This is a genomic window from Mycobacteriales bacterium (genome assembly GCA_036497565.1).
Lineage (GTDB): Bacteria > Actinomycetota > Actinomycetes > Mycobacteriales > QHCD01 > DASXJE01.
This window is the reverse complement of the sequence record DASXJE010000002.1, coordinates 1-16,676: the sequence shown is the minus strand read 5'-3', so window position 1 is coordinate 16,676 and position 16,676 is coordinate 1. Positions and strand designations below refer to the sequence as shown.

Below are 16,676 nucleotides of genomic sequence, written 5' to 3'. Positions count from 1 at the left end.
CACCGCGTCACGTATCACCCGACCTGCCACTCGGCCCGGCTGATCAGGGTCGGTGACAAGCCGACCCGACTGCTGCGGGCGGTCCGCGGGATCGATCTGGTCGATCTCCCGGACTCCGACACCTGCTGCGGGTTCGGCGGCACCTTCGCGCTGAAGAACTCGGAGACCTCCACCGCGATGCTCACCGACAAGGTGCGGTGCATCCTCGACACCGGCGCCGAGGTGTGTTCGGCAGGCGACAACTCCTGCCTCGCGCACATCGGCGGCGGCCTGTCCCGGCAGCGCACCGGCGTACGGGCCGTGCATCTCGCCGAGATCCTCGCCGCGACCGAGGAGGACGGGTCGTGAGCCGGACCTTCCTGGGGCTCCCCCGGCACGGCGACGGCGGATTCCCGGCGGCGGCGCACGAGGCGTTGGCCGACTCGCAGCTGCGTCGCAACCTCCACAAGGCGACGACGACCATCCGCGCCAAGCGGTCCGCCGTCGTCGGCGAGCTGCCCGACTGGGAGGCGCTGCGCGACGCAGGTGCGGCGATCAAGGAACGCACGCTCCGCCACCTCGACGTCCACCTCGAGCGCCTCGAACAGGCCGTGACCGAGCGCGGCGGCACGGTGCACTGGGCCCGCGACGCCGCCGAGGCGGGCCGGATCGTCGGCGACCTGGTCGCCCGCACCGGGTCCCGCGAGGTCGTGAAGGTCAAGTCGATGGCCACCGAGGAGATCGGCCTCAACGATTCGCTGGCCGAGCGCGGGATTTCGGCGTACGAGACCGACCTCGCCGAGCTCATCGTGCAGCTCGGCCACGACACGCCGTCACACATCCTGGTGCCCGCGATCCACAAGAACCGCAGCGAGATCCTGGAGATCTTCCGCCGCGAGATGCCGTCGGTGCCGGCGGATCTCACCGACGACCCGCGGGCGCTGGCGATGGCCGCCCGCCAACACCTGCGGGAGAAGTTCCTCTCCACCCGGGTCGCGGTGTCCGGCGCGAACTTCGCCGTCGCCGACACCGGCACGCTCGCCGTCGTCGAGTCCGAGGGCAACGGGCGGATGTGCCTCACCCTCCCCGACACCCTCATCAGCGTGGTCGGAATCGAGAAGGTGGTGCCCTCGTGGGAAGACCTCGAGGTCTTCCTGCAACTGCTCCCCCGCTCGTCCACCGGCGAGCGGATGAACCCCTACACGTCGCTGTGGACCGGCGTGACTCCCGGGGACGGCCCGCAGGAGTTCCACCTGGTGTTGCTCGACAACGGCCGCACCCGGGTGCTCGCCGACACCGTCGGTCGGCAGGCGCTCAACTGCATCCGCTGCTCGGCCTGCCTCAACGTCTGCCCCGTCTACGAACGCACCGGCGGGCACGCCTACGGCTCGGTCTATCCCGGTCCGATCGGCGCGATCCTCACCCCGCAACTGATCGGCGTCGAGAACGCCCCGACCCTCCCCTACGCCTCGTCGCTGTGTGGCGCCTGTTACGACGTGTGCCCGGTGAAGATCAACATTCCGGAGGTGCTGGTCCACCTGCGCGGACAGGTGGTGGAGCACAAGCGCAGCGCCCGGACCCCGAGCCCGGAGGGCGTGGCGATGGCCGGGCTCGCCTGGGTACTCGCCGATCCGGCCCGGCTCGAACGCGCCCAGCGGCTCGGGCGGCGCGGAGCCGGCCTGCTCGGCCGGGACGGCCGGATCGCCCGGCTGCCCGGTCCGCTGGGCGGGTGGACCGACTCCCGGGACGTGCCGGCGATGCCGCCGGAGTCGTTCCGCGAGTGGTGGCGCCGGGAAAGGCTGGGCGACGCGTGAGCGCGCGCGAGGAGATCCTCGGGCGGGTCCGGCAGGCGCTCGTCGACGTACCGGCCTCCGACAGCACCGAGGTGCCGCGGGACTACCGCCGCTCACTCGGTATCGACCGGGCGGCGGTGCTTGACCTCTTCGCCGAGACCGTCTCGGACTACCGCGCCACGCTGCATCGGTCCGCGCCGGACCAGATCGCATCGGCGGTCGCAGCGATCCTGGCCGGACAGGGCATCACCCGGCTCGCCGTGCCCGCCGACCTGCCGGACGACTGGCTTCCCGACGACCTCGATGTCGTCGTCGACGACGGCCGACTCGGCGCCGGCGACCTCGACGCCGTCGCCGGGGCGATGACGGCCGCGGCGGTCGGCATCGCCCAGACGGGCACGCTGGTGCTCGACGCCGGCGCCCGACAAGGTCGGCGACTGCTCAGCCTGGTGCCCGACTATCACCTGTGCGTCATCTCCGCCGACGACGTGGTCGGCTCGGTCCCCGAGGCACTCGGGCGGCTCGATCCGGTGCGCCCGATCACCTTGATCAGCGGCCCGTCGGCGACCAGCGACATCGAACTCTCCCGGGTCGAAGGTGTGCACGGCCCCCGCACCCTCGACGTCCTGCTCGTGGAGTGATCCGTCCCCCGGCCACGCCCGCGCCGGTACGCCGAAAGAGACCTGCCCGCTCGCATGCCGACTAGAGTTACTCAACGTGACCGATCGTCGGCTCTTCGTCGCGCTGCTCGTACCGCTGGGCGTGCTCGCGGCGTGCTCCAGCACGCCCGCGTCCCGTGCGGACAGCGCGAGCCCGTCGACCGGCGCCACGGCCACGGCCACGACCAAAGTCACGACGACGCACACCCCGGCCAGCACCGATCGCGCCACCGCGACCCACCGGCCCGGCGTCGGCGGCGCCGCAGCGACCGCCAGCGCCTCGGCCGCCCGGCGGCGCAGCGCGACGCCGACCCGCACCGTGAGCGCCCGGCCGCCGACGACCCACCCGAAGGCCGCCCACCCCAAAGCACATGCGTCGCCGACCCGCACGCCGAAACACCCGCCGGTGCCCGCGCACCCGCCGACGCATCCACGTGTCACCCACGCGCCGGTCGTGGTCACCGTCCCATGCCCGCCTTCGGCCGCGATCCTGAAGGCGGCCAAAGCCGGTAACGGCGGCGCGCTGCCTCCGGACGTGCGGATCGTCGCCACGCGGTGCACCGGTCGCTACGTCGCCGGGCTGCTGAGCTCCGAAGCCGGCGCCGGGTCGATGCTGCTGGCTCGCACCGGTGCGACACTGCATCTTGTGACCGTCGGCGGCGTGATCTGTCCCAACCCGACCGTGCACCGCCTGCCACAACCGATCCGCAAGTTCCTGCACTGCTGAGAGCGTCGATGACCCCATCACCCTCGATCGCCGTACTCGGCCTCGGCCTCATCGGCGGGTCGTTGCTCCGCCGCCTCGCCGACCGCGACGCGGTCGGCTACGACGCCGACGAGGCGACCCGGGCGGCCGCGCAGGCCGCCGGGCTACAGGTCGCCGGAAGCGTCGCCGAGGCGGTCGCGGACCGTGACCTGATCGTCGTCGCCGTACCTCTGCCCGCGGTCGGCGATCTGCTGGCCGACGTCGACGGCTCGGCCGGTCCGCGCGCGCTGCTCACCGACGTCGTCTCGGTGATGGCGCCGGTGCAGGCGCTGGCCGCGGAACGGATCCCGCGGCTACGCCTGGTGGCCGGTCATCCGATGGCGGGCACGGAGCGGTCCGGCTTCGCCGCGTCGGATCCGCGGTTGTTCGACGGCGCCGCCTGGCCGCTCGCACTCGAGCACGACACCGACGTCGCCGGATGGCTGGCGGTGGCCGACCTGGTCACCGCGATCGGCGCCCGGGTCGTGCCGTGCACCGCGGCCGGTCACGACGCCGCGGTGGCGCTCGTCAGCCATCTTCCGCACGTGCTGGCCGCCTCGCTCGCCGCGGCGGCCGCCGGTGACCCGCTGGCGCGCACCCTCGCGGCCGGCTCGTTCCGCGACGCCACCCGGGTGGCGGCGACGCGGCCGGAGCTCACCGCGGCGATGAGCGAGGCGAACTCCGGTGCACTTCTGGCCGCGCTCGACGACGCCCGACACCGCATCACCGACGCCGCCGCGCGACTGGTCGACGGACGCGGGCTCACCGAGTTCTTCACCACGGCGTACGAGATGCGCTCCCGCTGGCCGGACCGGTCCGCCGTCGACATCGAGATCGACCCCGGCGCCGACAATCTGCGCGCCAGGTTGCTCGAGCTCGGCGGTGCCGGCGGATACGTCGTCGCCGTCGACGACGTGCTGCGCTGCCGTCGTCCCGGCTGAGCCCTGCTCGGCCACGGCGCTCAACGGACCGCGAGCCGGGCCATCTCCGCCCAGTCGTCCACCGTCAACGCGGTGGCGGGCCCGTTGCGGGGCAATTCCCGATCCCGGGTGAGCCGGACGATCTGCCGCCGGGTCAGCACCCGGCCGACTGACTGCTCCCACGGCAGACCGGGCCGCGAGTAGCCGGCGTCGACGAGTGTGCCGAACGCCCGCCGCTGCGGCCCGACGACCAGATCACGCGGTCGACGCCGTACGACGAGCACGCCGGCATCGACCGAGGGCGGTGGCGAGAAGCAGGTGGCGGCCACCCGGCGGCCGGCGCTCAGGGCGAACCGCGTCGACCACCAGAGCGTGGCGGGGTTGGCCGGACGCGGCGCGGTCAACGCTCGGCAGACCCCGGCCGCGACGACGACGTCGGCCGCCCGCAGCGCGGACGAGTCGTCGAGCAGCCGGGTCAGCAGCCGGGTCGTCACCCCGAACGGAATGTTGGCGACGACCCGAAATCCCTTGCGCGGCAGGGGAATCCGACAGACATCATCGGTAACCACCCGCACCGCGGGCTGATCGGCGAATCGTCTGCGGAGCCGGCCGGCCAAGCGGGCATCCCGTTCGACGGCCAGCACCCGGGCCCCGGCCCGGGCCAACGGTGCAGTCAGCGCGCCGGCGCCGGCGCCGAGGTCGAGGACGAGTTCGTCGGCACAGACCTCGGCGCGGGAGACGAGCTCAGCGGCAAGCCACGACGGCAGGAAGTGCGCACCGGCCGGCGACGACCGCGACGGCCGTCCCCCGGACACGACGGACCATGATCATGAGTTGTCCTCCGGATCTGGACGAGACCCGGAGACCGTAACCGCGGCCGGGTGCCGACCGCCAACGGATTTCTAGACCGACGGCTCGGTCAACCGCGGCGCGGTCTCGCCGCTCGCCGGCTCGACCTTGTCGAGGTGCTCGGGGAAGAAGTACGCCGAGATCAGCGCGGCGAGGATGCCACCGATCAGTGGGGCCACGATGAAGACCCACACCTGCCCGAGTGCGCCGTTGCCGGCGAAGATCGCGGGCCCGAGCGCACGGGCCGGGTTGACCGAGGTGCCGTCGAGCGGGATGCCGACGAGGTGGACGGTCACCAGGCCCAGTCCGATGGCCACTCCGGCGACGTTGGCGGAGGCGATCTTGCGGGTGGCGGTGAGCACGACGAAGACGAAGAGCGCGGTGAGAATCACCTCGAGCAGGAACGTCCCGCCGAGGTTCAATCCCACCATCGAGTTCTTTCCGTATCCATCGGCCCCGAGCCCGGTCTTGCTGGTGTGCGCCGACGCCTGCTTCACCACGATCCACAACACAAAAGCGCCGAAGATCGCTCCGACGAACTGCGCGATCCAATATCCGATCGCGTCACGGACATTGATCCGCCGCGCGACCAGGAAACCGATCGTGACCGCCGGGTTGATGTGGCAACCAGACAGACCACCGATCGCATAGACGAGGACGAGCAGGACGAAGCCGAAGGCGAATGCGGTCGCCACGACACCGGCCGCCTTGCTCGTGCCGGTTAACCCGAAACCGAAGAACAGCGTCGCTGTGCCGACCGCGAAAAAGACCAGGCAGGCCGTGCCCATGGCCTCGGCGAGCAGCTTTCGGGTCTCCGTCATTACATCCCCCTCCGGTCCGGAGCTCCCGATGCACGGGCGGTACTCCGGCTCGGAGACCAGTGTGATCGTTTCGGCGGCGCGCCGCTAGCAGACCGCTGACTATGCTGCCCGGCGTGGACCTCTCCATCGGCACCCTTTCCGCCGTACCCGCCGGTCAACGGCCGGACCTGCTCGGTGCACCCGTCGGCGCAGCGATCGACGCCCACTCGGGCGATTGGCCGCCTGACGCGGTCGGGGTCGCGGAGATCGACCCGGACCTCGCCGACACCGCTGCGTTCTGCGAGCGCTACAGCGTGTCAATGGACGAGTCCGCCAACTGCGTCGTCGTCGCGGGCCGACGCGGTGGGGTCGAGCGACTCGCGGCCTGCATGATCCTGGCCACCACCCGCGCCGACGTCAACGGAGTGGTCCGGCGCAGCCTCGACGTACGCAAGGCATCATTCGCACCCGTCGACGTCGCGGTCGCCGAGACCGGAATGGAGTACGGCGGGATCACTCCGGTCGGCCTGCCGGACGGCTGGCCGATCTTCGTCGACGCCGCGGTCGCCGCGGCCGAGCGGGTGGTGATCGGCAGCGGCGTACGCCGATCGAAGCTGATCGTCGCGGGCAGCCTGCTCGCCGCGTTGCCGGACGCCACGGTGATCGAGGGCCTGGGCCGGCCGGCGTGACGGCCACCCTTCCCGCACAGCTGTCGGCCGAGGTTGACCGGCTCGCCGCGGCCGAGCAGAGCACCGGCCGGGCGCCGTCGCTGCTCCTCGCCGTCGGCCGATCCGGAGTGCGCCAGCATCTGTCGGCGGTCGGCCGTGACCCCGAGCCGACGGCTGACACGCAGTACCGCATCGGGTCCATCACCAAGACCTTCACCGCGACGCTGGTGATGCAGTTGCGCGACGACGGTCGGCTCGACCTCGACGACCGGCTCGACCAGCATCTGCCCGGTACGCCGGTGGGTGCGGTGCGGCTGCGGCACATGCTCGCCCACATCTCCGGGCTGCAGGCGGAGCCGGACGGCCCGTGGTGGGAGCGCTCTCCCGGCGTACCGGTCGAGACGCTGCTCGCCGGCCTGACCGCCGGAAAGGTGGCGCTCCCCGCAGGCCGGTGGCGGCACTACTCCAACCTCGCCTACGCGCTGCTCGGCGCCATGGTGGAACGGATCACCGGCGAACGCTGGAGCGAACGGCTGGAGCATCGGATCCTGGGACCGTTGGGGCTGAACCGCACGACGTATTCGGCGCAGGCACCGGCGGCGCGCGGCTGGTTGGTGCATCCGTTGCAGGACACGCGGCGCGAAGAGCCCACCTACGACGCCGGCGCGATGGCACCGGCCGGCCAGCTGTGGAGCACGGCGGACGACCTGTTCAGGTGGGCCCGGGTGCTCGCCGAGGGCGCGGGCGGCGTACTCGCGCCCGAGACCGCAGCAGAGATGCGTGCTCCCGTGGCCATGGTGGACCCGGATTCGTGGACGCTCGCCTCCGGGCTCGGTCTCATTCTCCCGCGAAGCGGTGAACGTGTCTACTGTGGACACTCGGGGTCGATGCCCGGCTTCGTGTCGTGCCTCGCCGTACATCCGGCGACCGGGTGGTCCACGGTCGCGTTCGCCAACTGTTACACCGGGGTTGGGATCACTTCCCTTGCCCACAAGGCACTCGGGGCGGTCCTGGACGCCGTACCGGAGTCGCCGACGCCCTGGGCACCGCAGGACGACCCGCCCGCCGACATCGCACCGCTGACCGGACGCTGGTGGTGGATGGGCGAAGAAGTGACCGTCAGATACGACCCCGCGGCGCGACGGCTGATCCTGACTTCGGCGTACGACGACGAGGGCGACATGTCGTCGTTCGAGCACACCGACCGGGACCTCTGGCGGTGCGTCGAGGGTCTCGACATCGGCGAGGACCTCCGGGTCGAACGCGACGACGCCGGCGACGTCGTCGCCCTGGAGATCCGGACGTTCGTCTTTGTCCGCGATCCCTGGCCGGCCGACCCCCGCTGACGACGACCATCCAGCGCCGGATATCAGAAGTCCGAGTTTGTAAGGTTCGGCTTGGAAGGCTAGCCTTCTAGATGTGCCCGACGCCCGGAAACCGATCAGCCAGGACGCGGCGGTCCGCGAGACCGCCACCCGGCTGCGGGTCGGCATCGGCGCGTTCAAGCGACGCACCCAGGAGACGTTGTCCGAGGGTGAGCTGACCGTGCCGCAACTGACGGCCCTCTCGCGACTCGACCGGCTCGGTCCGTCCACCACCGCAGAGCTCGCCCGGCGCGAACAGATCACTCCCCAGGCGATGGGTGCCACGATCGCGAGCCTTGAGCAACGTGACCTGGTCATGCGGCGGCCGGATTCCGTCGACGGGCGCCGCTCGATCGTGAGCCTCACTCCGGCGGGTCAGACCGCCGTCGGTTCGGGTCGCAGCGCCGTCGCCGACCAGGTCGCCGTCGCACTGAGCAAGTCGTTCACCAGAAAAGAGATCGCGACCCTCGACGCCGCCGCGCGATTGATCGAGCGTCTCGCCGAGCTCCTGTGACCAGTACCTGCGGGAGTCATTGATGTCTGCCTCTGGGCCCTCGAGCAGCGCTCCGGCGGTGCTCGAGCAGCGGCCCGAGCAGCCGTTCTCGTGGCGGTTCACTGCGCCGTTGTTCATCGGTTCGGCGCTCAACCCCATCAACAGCTCGCTCATAGCTACTGCGCTGGTGCCGATCGCCCACGGGTTGCACGTGTCGATCGGGCAGACCGCGGCGCTGGTCACCGCTCTGTATCTGGCCAGCGCGATCGCGCAACCCACCGCGGGCAAGGCCGCTGAAGTGCTCGGGCCCCGGCGGGTGTTCCTGGCCGGCATCGGGCTCGTCATCGGCGGTGGACTGGTCGGCGGCTTCGCCCAGGACCTCGTCACCTTGCTGATCAGCAGGGTACTGATCGGCTTGGGCACTTCCTGTGCATATCCGACGGCCATGCTGTTGATCCGTCGACGCGCCAGGAACGCAGGCCTGGACAAACCACCGGGCGGAGTTCTGGGCGGCCTGCAGATCGCCGGTATCGCCACCGCGTCGCTCGGGCTGCCGCTCGGTGGTGTGCTGGTGGGGACGCTGGGCTGGCGGGCCGTCTTCTTCGTCAACGTTCCAGTAGCGCTCGTCGCGCTGGCAGCGACATTGGCCTGGGTCTCCCCCGACGGTCCGCTGGACCGCACCCGCAACGCCCGAGACCTCGCGGCCGGCCTGGACGCCATCGGCATTGCCGGTTTCGCCGCAGCGATGATCGCCCTGCTGCTATTCCTGTTCGACCTGCCCACGGTGCGCTGGTACCTGCTGGCGATCTCCATCGGGCTGTGGATCGCCCTGGTGCTGTGGGAGCTGCGCGCCCGCACGCCGTTCCTCGACTTCCGCCTGCTGGCGAGTAACCGGGCGCTGACCGGCACCTACCTTCGCTTCGGGCTCGTCCTGCTCTGCGTCTACGTCGTGCTCTACGGCGTCACGCAGTGGAACGAGACCGTCCGGGGTCTGTCCGAGACCGAAGCCGGACTGTTGCTGCTACCTATGACGCTGATCTCCGGCCTGGTCATTTCGCCTGTCTCGCGGCGCAATCTCGTTCGCGGCCCCGTAATCGCCGCGGCTCTGGCCTGCCTGATCGGCTCAGCCGGGGTGCTGTCGCTCAGCGCCTCGGCCTGGATCGGCTGGGTCGTGGTCGTCACTCTCGCCTTCGGCATTGCCATGGGTGCGGCTGCCGCCGGCAACCAGACTGCCGTCTACAACCAGTCGCCCGCCGAGCAACTCGGTACCGCGTCGGGGCTGCTACGCACCTCCGGCTATATCGGCTCGATCGCCGCCTCCGCCATCACCGGCATCGTCTTCCACACCAGCGTCTCGGACCACGGCGTGCACCTCATCGGCTGGATCATGGTCGGGGTCAGCGTCGTCCTGGTCCTGATGACCGTCGCCGACCGCACGCTGCGCACCCGACCCTGACCCCTGTCGCAGCCGGGTGCGCTCAGGCGTAGGCGGCGGAGTCGGCAAAGGGAAAGTCGCGGCCGGCGACGTACTGCGGCTTGGGCTGATACTCGTTGACGCCCGGCTTGCCACGCAGGTGGAAGGCGCTCGGGTACGGCGATTCGTCGCTGACGATCCGGGTCGACGTCGGGATGTAGCGGATGGTCAGGCCGCACCGCCGCCGGGGCGAGGTGTTGGCGTTGCTGCCGTGCATGATGCCCGGGTGGTGCACCTCGACGTCGCCGGGCGAGAGAATCAGGTCGACCGCGTCGGACTCGTCGACCTCGACGTCGCTCTCCGACCCGAGGACGCTCTGGACCTCGGTGTTCTTCCGGATCGAGTGCAGCTTGCCGCGATGGCTGCCGGGGATCACCCGCATGCATCCGTTCTCCGGCGTCGACTCGTCGACGGAGAGCCACAGCGTGACGACCTGCATCGGCTCCAGCGGCCAGTAGGCGCCGTCCTGGTGCCAGAGCACCGGCTGCCCGGAGAACGGCGGCTTGGAGATGTAGTGCGAGGCGAACAGCGCGACGTCGGGACCGATGAAAACCGAGGCGAGATCTACCAGGCGCTCGTCGCTGATGAGGCGCACCCAGAACGGGTCGTCCTTCAGATAGATGTGGCCGAGGTTCTCGGGTCGGACATCGGGATGCTTGGTCTGCAGCCACGCGACGTGGTCGCCGGCCTCGGCGACAAGCTTCGGGTCGATCACCTCGCGGAAGATCGCGTAGCCATCCCTGTCGTAGTCCTCGAGCACCGTCTGATCCACGGTCTCCGTCGGCATCGTCGACCTCCCGGTCGCGCATCGAAGTGCTGGTCAGGCTCGATGATGCCCGGGAGACCCACCTCGGCGATACCACTGAACGAACGAAAACGTGCACTATCTTGACCTGATGGCCCGAGCACCGCTCCGCTTCGTCGACGCCGCAGGCGGCCGGCCCTACCACGCCGCGCTGGTGGTGATCAGGCCCAGGACCCCGGTCTCCGAGCCGCATACCCACGCCGACTTCTACGAATTGCTGTACGTCGTGGCCGGGCAGGGCCAGCAGCGGCTCGACGGCGCGCGGCAGGACCTGCAGCCCGGCGATCTCGTCCTCGTCCGGCCCGCCGACCGGCACGCCTTCCTGGCCGCTCCGACCGCCAGCCTGCAGTTCATCAACGTCGCGTTCGCCGCCGCCGCGTGGACGGACTTCCTCTCGCTGACCGGCACCGACGCCCGGCGCTGGGACGCCGAGCGCCTCCCGCCGCGGGTCCGGCTCGCCGGCGCGGACGCCGTCACGGCCGACGCGGCGTTCCGCCGGGCCCTCGCGGGGTACGACGGTGACCCGAGCGCACTCGACCTGGTGCGGCTGTGGGTCGCCAGCCTGCCGTGGTTCGACGGCCAGGAGGCGGCGATCGACAGCTACGAGCCGGAGTGGCTGCGCGGGGCCCGCGCCGCGATGCGCAGCGAGGACAACCTCCGCGACGGCCTCCCCAGGCTCCTCGAGCTGGCGGCGGTCAGCCACGGCTACCTGGCCCGCAGCATGCAGCGCCACCACCGGATGACACCCGTGGAATTCGTCACCTCGGTGCGCCTGCGCCACGCGGCCGCCCTACTCACCTCGACGCCGGCCTCGGTGAGTGAGGTCGCCCAGCGGTGCGGTTTCAGCACCCAGTCCTACTTCACCCGCTGCTTCCGGCGGGCGCACGGTGTGTCGCCGCGAGAGTTCCGCGAACGGGAGCGCCGGATCGTCGTGCCATGAGGGATACTCCCCTCCATGGTGACGATCGACCTTGCCGTCCGCCTGCACGACGCCGGCCTCAAATGGACGCCGACTGCCGGTGACCGGTTCTCCGTGCCGGGACGCGAGATGGATGAGGACGTCTTCGTCCTCAGCGACATGACCATCGATGTCCACGAGTCCCGCACCGGCACGGTCATCGGCTTCAACGGGACCACCGAGTGGGCGCTCGACTCGCTGGAGCAGCAGGACGCCGTATGGCTGCCGAGCGAGACACAGCTCCGGGAGCGGCTGCAGCGGACGTTCGTCCGGCTCGAGCGCGACGGCGCGACCCATCGCGTCGTCATTTCCGTGTCCGGCCGCGAGGTGGCGGTGGAGCACGAGGATCCGGCTCAGGCCTACGGCCTCGCGCTGCTCTACCTCATCACGGGCGAGGACGCCGCGGCGTAGCGACCTTCGGCACGGTGCGGGCGACCTCATGCGCAGCCCCGTGCCAGAACGGCGCGGCGGCCAGGTAGATGCCGCCGATCGCGATCGCCCCGATCGCTGCGTCGACGCTCTCGCGCCCTTCCTTGGCCCAGTAGACGTCCTGCAGGTCGATGAGCAAGGCGAGTTCGTCCACGATCAGCGCGGAGCCACTGCCGTAGGTCGCGGCGGTGAGCGGATGGCGCTTCGCCTCCACCCCGCGTACGGCGACCGCGCCGACCCCGGCGATCATCGCGATGCCGATGTTGTAGTGGTGGAAATGCCGACCGCCGATGACGATCCCCCCGCCGGCCGGTCCGTGCCCCGCGTGCAGCCAGTAGGTGAGGGCTCGGGTCAGCCCGAAGGTGACGCCGAACGCCGCCCACGACACCAGCAACGAGCGCTCCACCGGACCGACCTGGGTGCCGTAGACCGCCCGGAGCCGCCGCAGGAGAGTGCGCCCCGACGCCGGCTCCTCGGTGTCGGACGGCTGTTGATCGCCGACGGGATCCGCGGGCTCCGGGACGGCATGGACGGCCGACAGACCGTCGTTCCGGTCACGACGTCGCAACGGCATCGCTGGCCCCCCAACATCGGTGCACTGACTGTACGCCGCAGCTAGGAGCGCACGAGCCGTTCGATCGCGCGGGACGCCTCTCGTACCTTCTCCGTCGCCTCAGGTCCACCGGCGGCGATCGCGTCCGTCACGCACGAATTGAGATGGTCCTCGAGCAGCCCCACCGCGACGGCCTGCAGAGCCTTTGTGGCCGCCGAGATCTGGGTCAGGATGTCGATGCAGTAGACGTCCTCATCGACCATGCGTTCGACGCCGCGGACCTGTCCCTCGATCCGGCGCAGCCGCTTCTGCAACGCGTCCTTCTCATGTGCGTATCCGTGCATGGCAGCACTATACCCGGTGCGGGTATACGGCGCCGGTCAGCGGAGGGCGGCTTGCAGCGACTCGGTCGGCAGGTCCTCGGTGTAGGCGGTGGTGCCCGGCTGGTGCTTGCGCCCACCGAGAGCGAGGCTCCCGGCGTCGACCGCGTCGAAACCGATCTCGTTGATCAGGCCGGCGACCACCCGCTTGGCCTCGGGGTCGTCGCCGGACACCGGGAGGCCGATCCGGCCGCGCTCGCCGGCCGGGCGACCGAGGTCGCGCAGGTGCTCCCAGAAGATCGAGTTGAACGCCTTCACGACCCGGGCGCCCTCGAGGTGCCCAGCGAGCAACTCGCTGCTCGTGCTCCGGTCGTCGTCGAGCTCGGCGTACTGGCCGTCGCGCTGTGGGTAGTAGTTGTTGGTGTCGATGACGATCTTGCCGGCGAACCCGGACGACGGGAGTTCCTGGTAGCGGCCGAACGGCACCGACACGAGCACGACGTCACCGAATGCCGCCGCCTCCTCGACCGTACCGGCGTGCGCGCGGTCACCTAGCTGGTCGACCAGATTTCCGAGTGTGTCCGGGCCGCGGGAGTTGCTCACCGTGACGTCGTGTCCCGCCCGGACCCACAGCCGTGCCAGCGTTCCACCGATGTTGCCCACGCCGATGATGCCGATTCGCATAGTCACTCCCGTCGTCGTTTTGATGCCTGCTACCCCAAGCCGGCGCAGCATGCGCACATTCCGAATTGAGCTGAGCCAAGCCTTAGTTAGGCGTGCCTTTCCTTCTGTGACAGGGATTTGGCACCACGGCGACACCCCGATTACGGTCGGTCCGATCACTCGACCAAGAGTCCACGAATCTGCTCGCCCGTGATCCGGGAGATCATTGATGCCGACCGAAATCCACGGCCTGCCCGCACATGTCCTGCTGGTCCACGCAGTCGTCGTACTGATTCCGCTCAGTGCGCTTCTCGTCGTCCTGTCCGCCGTGTGGCCGGCAGCGCGACGGCGTATCGGCGTGGTGTCCCCGCTCGTCGCTCTCGTGACTCTCGCGCTGGTCCCGGTCACGACCCATGCCGGGGAGTGGCTCGCGCGCCGGGTTCCGAGGTCGCCCCTGCTGGAGAAGCACACCGCGCTCGGCGACACCTTGCTGCCGTGGGCGGCCGGGATGTTCGTGCTCGCCGCGGCGGTGTGGTGGCTCGGCCGCCGGCAGACACTGGTCGACGACTCGCTGCCCGGCGGGAGCGACCGGCCGGCGGCGTCGAGCGGTCCACGGACGCCGCCGTTCGTCCGTGTCGCGGCGGCCGTGCTCGCGATCGCGGTCTCCGCCGGCGCCGTCGTGCAGGTCTACCGGATCGGCGACTCGGGAGCCACGGCGGCGTGGCACGGCCAATTCAGCCAGACCGCGAAGAGCGGGCACGGCGGCTAGGTCGACGGGCGAGCAGCAGGCCCACCCCGGAGAACGTCGCCGCGACGGCGGCATCGACAAGCCCGGCGCGACGACGGCTTCGGTCACACATCGCCAGACCGAGCATCGACGCCGAATGCATCGCGTCGACACAGCCGCCGATCCGGAGTGCCTCCGGGCCGGGGTTCGCGGCAGTCGCGGCGGCCTGCGTCATGTGCCGGACTCCGAGCACCCGGACGGTGACCCGGCTCCGGCGATCCGCCCGACGACCGGTCACCCGCTGCAGCACTGCACCGGGTGCGCAGAGCAGGACGGCGCCGTACACAGCGCGCACCAGCGCGAAGGTATTCACCGTTTCCGACGCAGCCCGACCAGGCTTCCGAGCGCCGCTCCTGCCGCGGCGGCTGAGACGACCCAGGGGTGGTGGGTGGCCCACAGCTGCGGGCTCCGGCCGTGGGCGCGATCGTCGAACACCCCGTGCGCCCCGTGATCCCGGCCGCCCTGCCGGTCGATCGGTTCCCACAGGTTGTTCGGGCGGTCGGGCGCCACCTTTTGGCCGGTCTGCTGTGCGCCGTAGCCGGTGCGGGCGAGATAGCGGTCGAGCAGCGCGGGCGCGATCTTCTGCCCGATCATCGTTCCGACGGTGCTCGCCCCGACCCAGTACTGCTTGCGCTTCGGGTGGTCGGCGGCGTAGACGATGGCGCGGGCGGCGACCTCCGGCTGGTAGATCGGCGGTACCGGCTGGGGATGGTCCGGCAGCCGGGACAGCACCCACGAGAACTGAGGCGTGTTCACGGCCGGCATCTGCACCACGGTGATCGCCACGTTGCTGTGGTCATGCATCAGCTCGGTGCGCACCGACTCGGTGAACCCGTTCACGGCGTGCTTGGCGCCGCAGTACGCCGACTGCAGCGGGATGCTGCGCGACCCCAGGGCCGACCCGACCTGCACGATGGTTCCGGAGTTGCGGGGTCGCATGCGCGCCAGCGCCACCATCGTGCCGTGCACGAAGCCCAGGTAGGAGACCTCGGTGACCCGGCGGAACTCCTCCGGCCGGATCTCGGTGAACGGCGAGAAGACCGAGGTGAAGGCGACGTTGATCCATACGTCGATGGGCCCGAGTTCGGCCTCGACGCGACCTGCCGCAGCCTCGACCTGTTCGTAGTCCGCGACATCGGCCTGGATGGCCAGCGGCACTCCGCCCGCCTCTTCGACGGCCCTGGCCGCACCGTCCAACCCGGCGCGGCCACGGGCGAGCAGCGCGACCTTCGCTCCTCGTGCTCCGAATTCCTGTGCGGCGGCACGGGCAATTCCCGCACTCGCACCGGTGATGACGACGACCTGCGAATCTGCCACGTGTAACTCCTCACGATGGACCCGGACTCCTGAGAACCGTTCCCCGCAGGACCGGGTTCATGTGTGGGATTGGTCCCTGGGCCGCGCGGTGTGGTCCCCGGCCCGCTGGGTAATCTGAGCGCATGACCGATTCCACGCAGCGCACCACCGTCGACCTGTCCAACGGCGCCGCGATGCCGCTCCTCGGCATCGGAACCTGGCAGATGAACGGCCAGGAGGCCTACGACGCCGTCCGTCGTGCCCTCGACGCCGGATACCGGCACATCGACACGGCCACCGGCTACGGCAACGAGGACGAGGTCGGACGTGCCCTGCGGGACAGTGGCGTGCCGCGCGAGGACGTCTTCGTGACGACCAAGCTGCCGCCCGAGCACGCGGGCCGCGAGCGGGAGACCATCGCCGCCAGCCTCGATCTGCTCGGCACCGACTTCGTCGACCTGTGGCTCATCCACTGGCCGCCGAACGGCACCGCAGGGGTCGACACCTGGCGTGCGTTCCTCGACATCCAGAAGAACGGCGCGGCCCGGGCCATTGGCGTCAGCAACTACAGCCCGGCGCAGATCGACGAGCTGATCCAGGAGACCGGTACGGCGCCCGCGGTCAACCAGATCAAGTGGAGCCCGCACGTCTTCGACGCCGCTCGCCTCGAGCACAGCCGCAAGCGGGGCGTCGTACTCGAGGGTTACAGCCCGTTCAAGGCCGGCGGGCTGCACGATCCTGTCGTCGCCGAGATCGCCGAGGCCCACGGCGTCACGCCGGCCCAGGTCGTGCTCCGCTGGCACATCGACCACGACATCGTCGCCATCCCGAAGTCGGTGCAGCCGGAGCGGATCGTCTCCAACTTCGACATCTTCGGGTTCTCCCTCACCGCCGACGAGGTCGCGCGCATCGACGGGACCTCCACCGTCGGCTGACCCGCCGTACGCCGCCGGCCGGCCGTATTCGCAAAACCAGGCCAAGGCGAGAACGCCGAGGGTTGGCTGCAGTACGACGGGTAACCGCATCATCGGACGCTGTACTCGCAAAACAGCGCCGAGAATGCGAGTAGCGCGTCCTACGTTGCCGCGGCGCGTCGACATCGTGCGCCCTACTCGCACATC

At 70.5% G+C, this 16,676-nt stretch carries 21 protein-coding genes; 13 read left to right on the top strand and 8 right to left on the bottom strand.

Annotation, left to right across the window (positions count from 1 at the left end; translation table 11 throughout):
- The 5 genes from VGH85_00115 to VGH85_00095 all read left to right on the top strand — a co-directional run.
- Positions 1-348 (top strand): (Fe-S)-binding protein (locus tag VGH85_00115; protein HEY2172194.1); only part of this gene is annotated, 348 nt, incomplete at its 5' end.
- A complete protein-coding gene (locus VGH85_00110; protein HEY2172193.1) occupies positions 345-1,793 on the top strand; it encodes a LutB/LldF family L-lactate oxidation iron-sulfur protein in 1,449 nt (482 codons plus the stop codon). The genes VGH85_00115 and VGH85_00110, both read left to right, overlap by 4 nt.
- Positions 1,790-2,413, top strand: coding sequence for an LUD domain-containing protein (locus VGH85_00105; protein HEY2172192.1), 624 nt, complete (start codon positions 1,790-1,792; stop codon positions 2,411-2,413). The genes VGH85_00110 and VGH85_00105 overlap by 4 nt, the downstream gene beginning before the upstream one ends.
- 76 nt (positions 2,414-2,489) lie before the next feature.
- Positions 2,490-3,158, top strand: a complete 669-nt coding sequence (locus VGH85_00100; protein ID HEY2172191.1) for a hypothetical protein — start codon at positions 2,490-2,492, stop codon at positions 3,156-3,158.
- 8 nt (positions 3,159-3,166) lie between these two features.
- Positions 3,167-4,117, top strand: coding sequence for a prephenate dehydrogenase/arogenate dehydrogenase family protein (locus tag VGH85_00095; GenBank protein HEY2172190.1), 951 nt, complete (start codon positions 3,167-3,169; stop codon positions 4,115-4,117).
- Between the two features lie 20 nt (positions 4,118-4,137).
- Here VGH85_00095 and VGH85_00090 read toward each other — a convergent pair whose 3' ends face one another.
- Both VGH85_00090 and VGH85_00085 read right to left on the bottom strand, forming a co-directional pair.
- Positions 4,138-4,863 carry an rRNA adenine N-6-methyltransferase family protein gene (locus tag VGH85_00090; GenBank protein HEY2172189.1) on the bottom strand — a complete coding sequence of 242 codons (726 nt, stop codon included), beginning with the start codon at positions 4,861-4,863 and terminating at the stop codon, positions 4,138-4,140.
- A 135-nt stretch (positions 4,864-4,998) separates the two neighbouring features.
- Positions 4,999-5,766 (bottom strand): aquaporin, encoded by a 768-nt coding sequence (locus VGH85_00085; protein HEY2172188.1) that lies wholly within the window; start codon positions 5,764-5,766, stop codon positions 4,999-5,001.
- A 113-nt stretch (positions 5,767-5,879) separates the two neighbouring features.
- Between VGH85_00085 and VGH85_00080 the strand changes: the two genes are divergently transcribed.
- The 4 genes from VGH85_00080 to VGH85_00065 all read left to right on the top strand — a co-directional run bounded on the left by VGH85_00080 (position 5,880) and on the right by VGH85_00065 (position 9,726).
- Positions 5,880-6,434 (top strand): YbaK/EbsC family protein, encoded by a 555-nt coding sequence (locus VGH85_00080; GenBank protein ID HEY2172187.1) that lies wholly within the window; start codon positions 5,880-5,882, stop codon positions 6,432-6,434.
- Positions 6,431-7,759 carry a serine hydrolase domain-containing protein gene (locus VGH85_00075; GenBank protein ID HEY2172186.1) on the top strand — a complete coding sequence of 443 codons (1,329 nt, stop codon included), beginning with the start codon at positions 6,431-6,433 and terminating at the stop codon, positions 7,757-7,759. The genes VGH85_00080 and VGH85_00075 overlap by 4 nt, the downstream gene beginning before the upstream one ends.
- Before the next feature lie 73 nt (positions 7,760-7,832).
- Positions 7,833-8,291 carry a MarR family transcriptional regulator gene (locus tag VGH85_00070; GenBank protein ID HEY2172185.1) on the top strand — a complete coding sequence of 153 codons (459 nt, stop codon included), beginning with the start codon at positions 7,833-7,835 and terminating at the stop codon, positions 8,289-8,291.
- Between the two features lie 22 nt (positions 8,292-8,313).
- The gene (locus VGH85_00065; GenBank protein HEY2172184.1) at positions 8,314-9,726 is read left to right on the top strand and encodes an MFS transporter; all 1,413 of its coding nucleotides are present in this window, start codon (positions 8,314-8,316) and stop codon (positions 9,724-9,726) included.
- 22 nt (positions 9,727-9,748) lie between these two features.
- Here the strand turns inward: VGH85_00065 and VGH85_00060 are convergent, their stop codons facing one another.
- Positions 9,749-10,531: a phytanoyl-CoA dioxygenase family protein gene (locus tag VGH85_00060; GenBank protein ID HEY2172183.1), complete on the bottom strand. Its 783-nt coding sequence runs from the start codon at positions 10,529-10,531 to the stop codon at positions 9,749-9,751.
- Between the two features lie 109 nt (positions 10,532-10,640).
- Here VGH85_00060 and VGH85_00055 point away from each other — a divergent pair, with 109 nt between their 5' ends.
- Entirely contained in the window at positions 10,641-11,489 is an 849-nt protein-coding gene (locus VGH85_00055) for an AraC family transcriptional regulator (protein ID HEY2172182.1), read from the top strand.
- Between the two features lie 15 nt (positions 11,490-11,504).
- Positions 11,505-11,918, top strand: coding sequence for a hypothetical protein (locus VGH85_00050; protein ID HEY2172181.1), 414 nt, complete (start codon positions 11,505-11,507; stop codon positions 11,916-11,918).
- On the opposite strand, the gene VGH85_00045 is transcribed toward VGH85_00050, so the two are convergent.
- From VGH85_00045 to VGH85_00035, 3 genes are read right to left on the bottom strand one after another with little or no spacing between them, the layout of a single operon-like run.
- Complete coding sequence (locus VGH85_00045) at positions 11,893-12,510, bottom strand: hypothetical protein (GenBank protein ID HEY2172180.1); 618 nt, start codon at positions 12,508-12,510, stop codon at positions 11,893-11,895. The two genes, VGH85_00050 and VGH85_00045, sit on opposite strands and share 26 nt — an antisense overlap.
- Positions 12,511-12,551: 41 nt before the next feature.
- Positions 12,552-12,833 carry a metal-sensitive transcriptional regulator gene (locus VGH85_00040; protein ID HEY2172179.1) on the bottom strand — a complete coding sequence of 94 codons (282 nt, stop codon included), beginning with the start codon at positions 12,831-12,833 and terminating at the stop codon, positions 12,552-12,554.
- A gap of 36 nt (positions 12,834-12,869) precedes the next feature.
- On the bottom strand, positions 12,870-13,493 hold the full coding sequence (locus VGH85_00035; GenBank protein ID HEY2172178.1) for an NADPH-dependent F420 reductase: 624 nt from the start codon (positions 13,491-13,493) through the stop codon (positions 12,870-12,872).
- A gap of 208 nt (positions 13,494-13,701) precedes the next feature.
- On the opposite strand from VGH85_00035, the gene VGH85_00030 reads away from it, so the two are divergent.
- Positions 13,702-14,241, top strand: a complete 540-nt coding sequence (locus VGH85_00030; GenBank protein HEY2172177.1) for a DUF2231 domain-containing protein — start codon at positions 13,702-13,704, stop codon at positions 14,239-14,241.
- Here VGH85_00030 and VGH85_00025 read toward each other — a convergent pair.
- Both VGH85_00025 and VGH85_00020 read right to left on the bottom strand, forming a co-directional pair.
- A complete protein-coding gene (locus VGH85_00025) occupies positions 14,207-14,554 on the bottom strand; it encodes a hypothetical protein (protein HEY2172176.1) in 348 nt (115 codons plus the stop codon). The two genes, VGH85_00030 and VGH85_00025, sit on opposite strands and share 35 nt — an antisense overlap.
- A gap of 14 nt (positions 14,555-14,568) precedes the next feature.
- Positions 14,569-15,576: an SDR family oxidoreductase gene (locus VGH85_00020; protein ID HEY2172175.1), complete on the bottom strand. Its 1,008-nt coding sequence runs from the start codon at positions 15,574-15,576 to the stop codon at positions 14,569-14,571.
- 122 nt (positions 15,577-15,698) lie between these two features.
- Between VGH85_00020 and VGH85_00015 the strand changes: the two genes are divergently transcribed.
- Entirely contained in the window at positions 15,699-16,490 is a 792-nt protein-coding gene (locus VGH85_00015; protein ID HEY2172174.1) for an aldo/keto reductase, read from the top strand.
- Positions 16,491-16,676 lie beyond the last annotated feature (186 nt).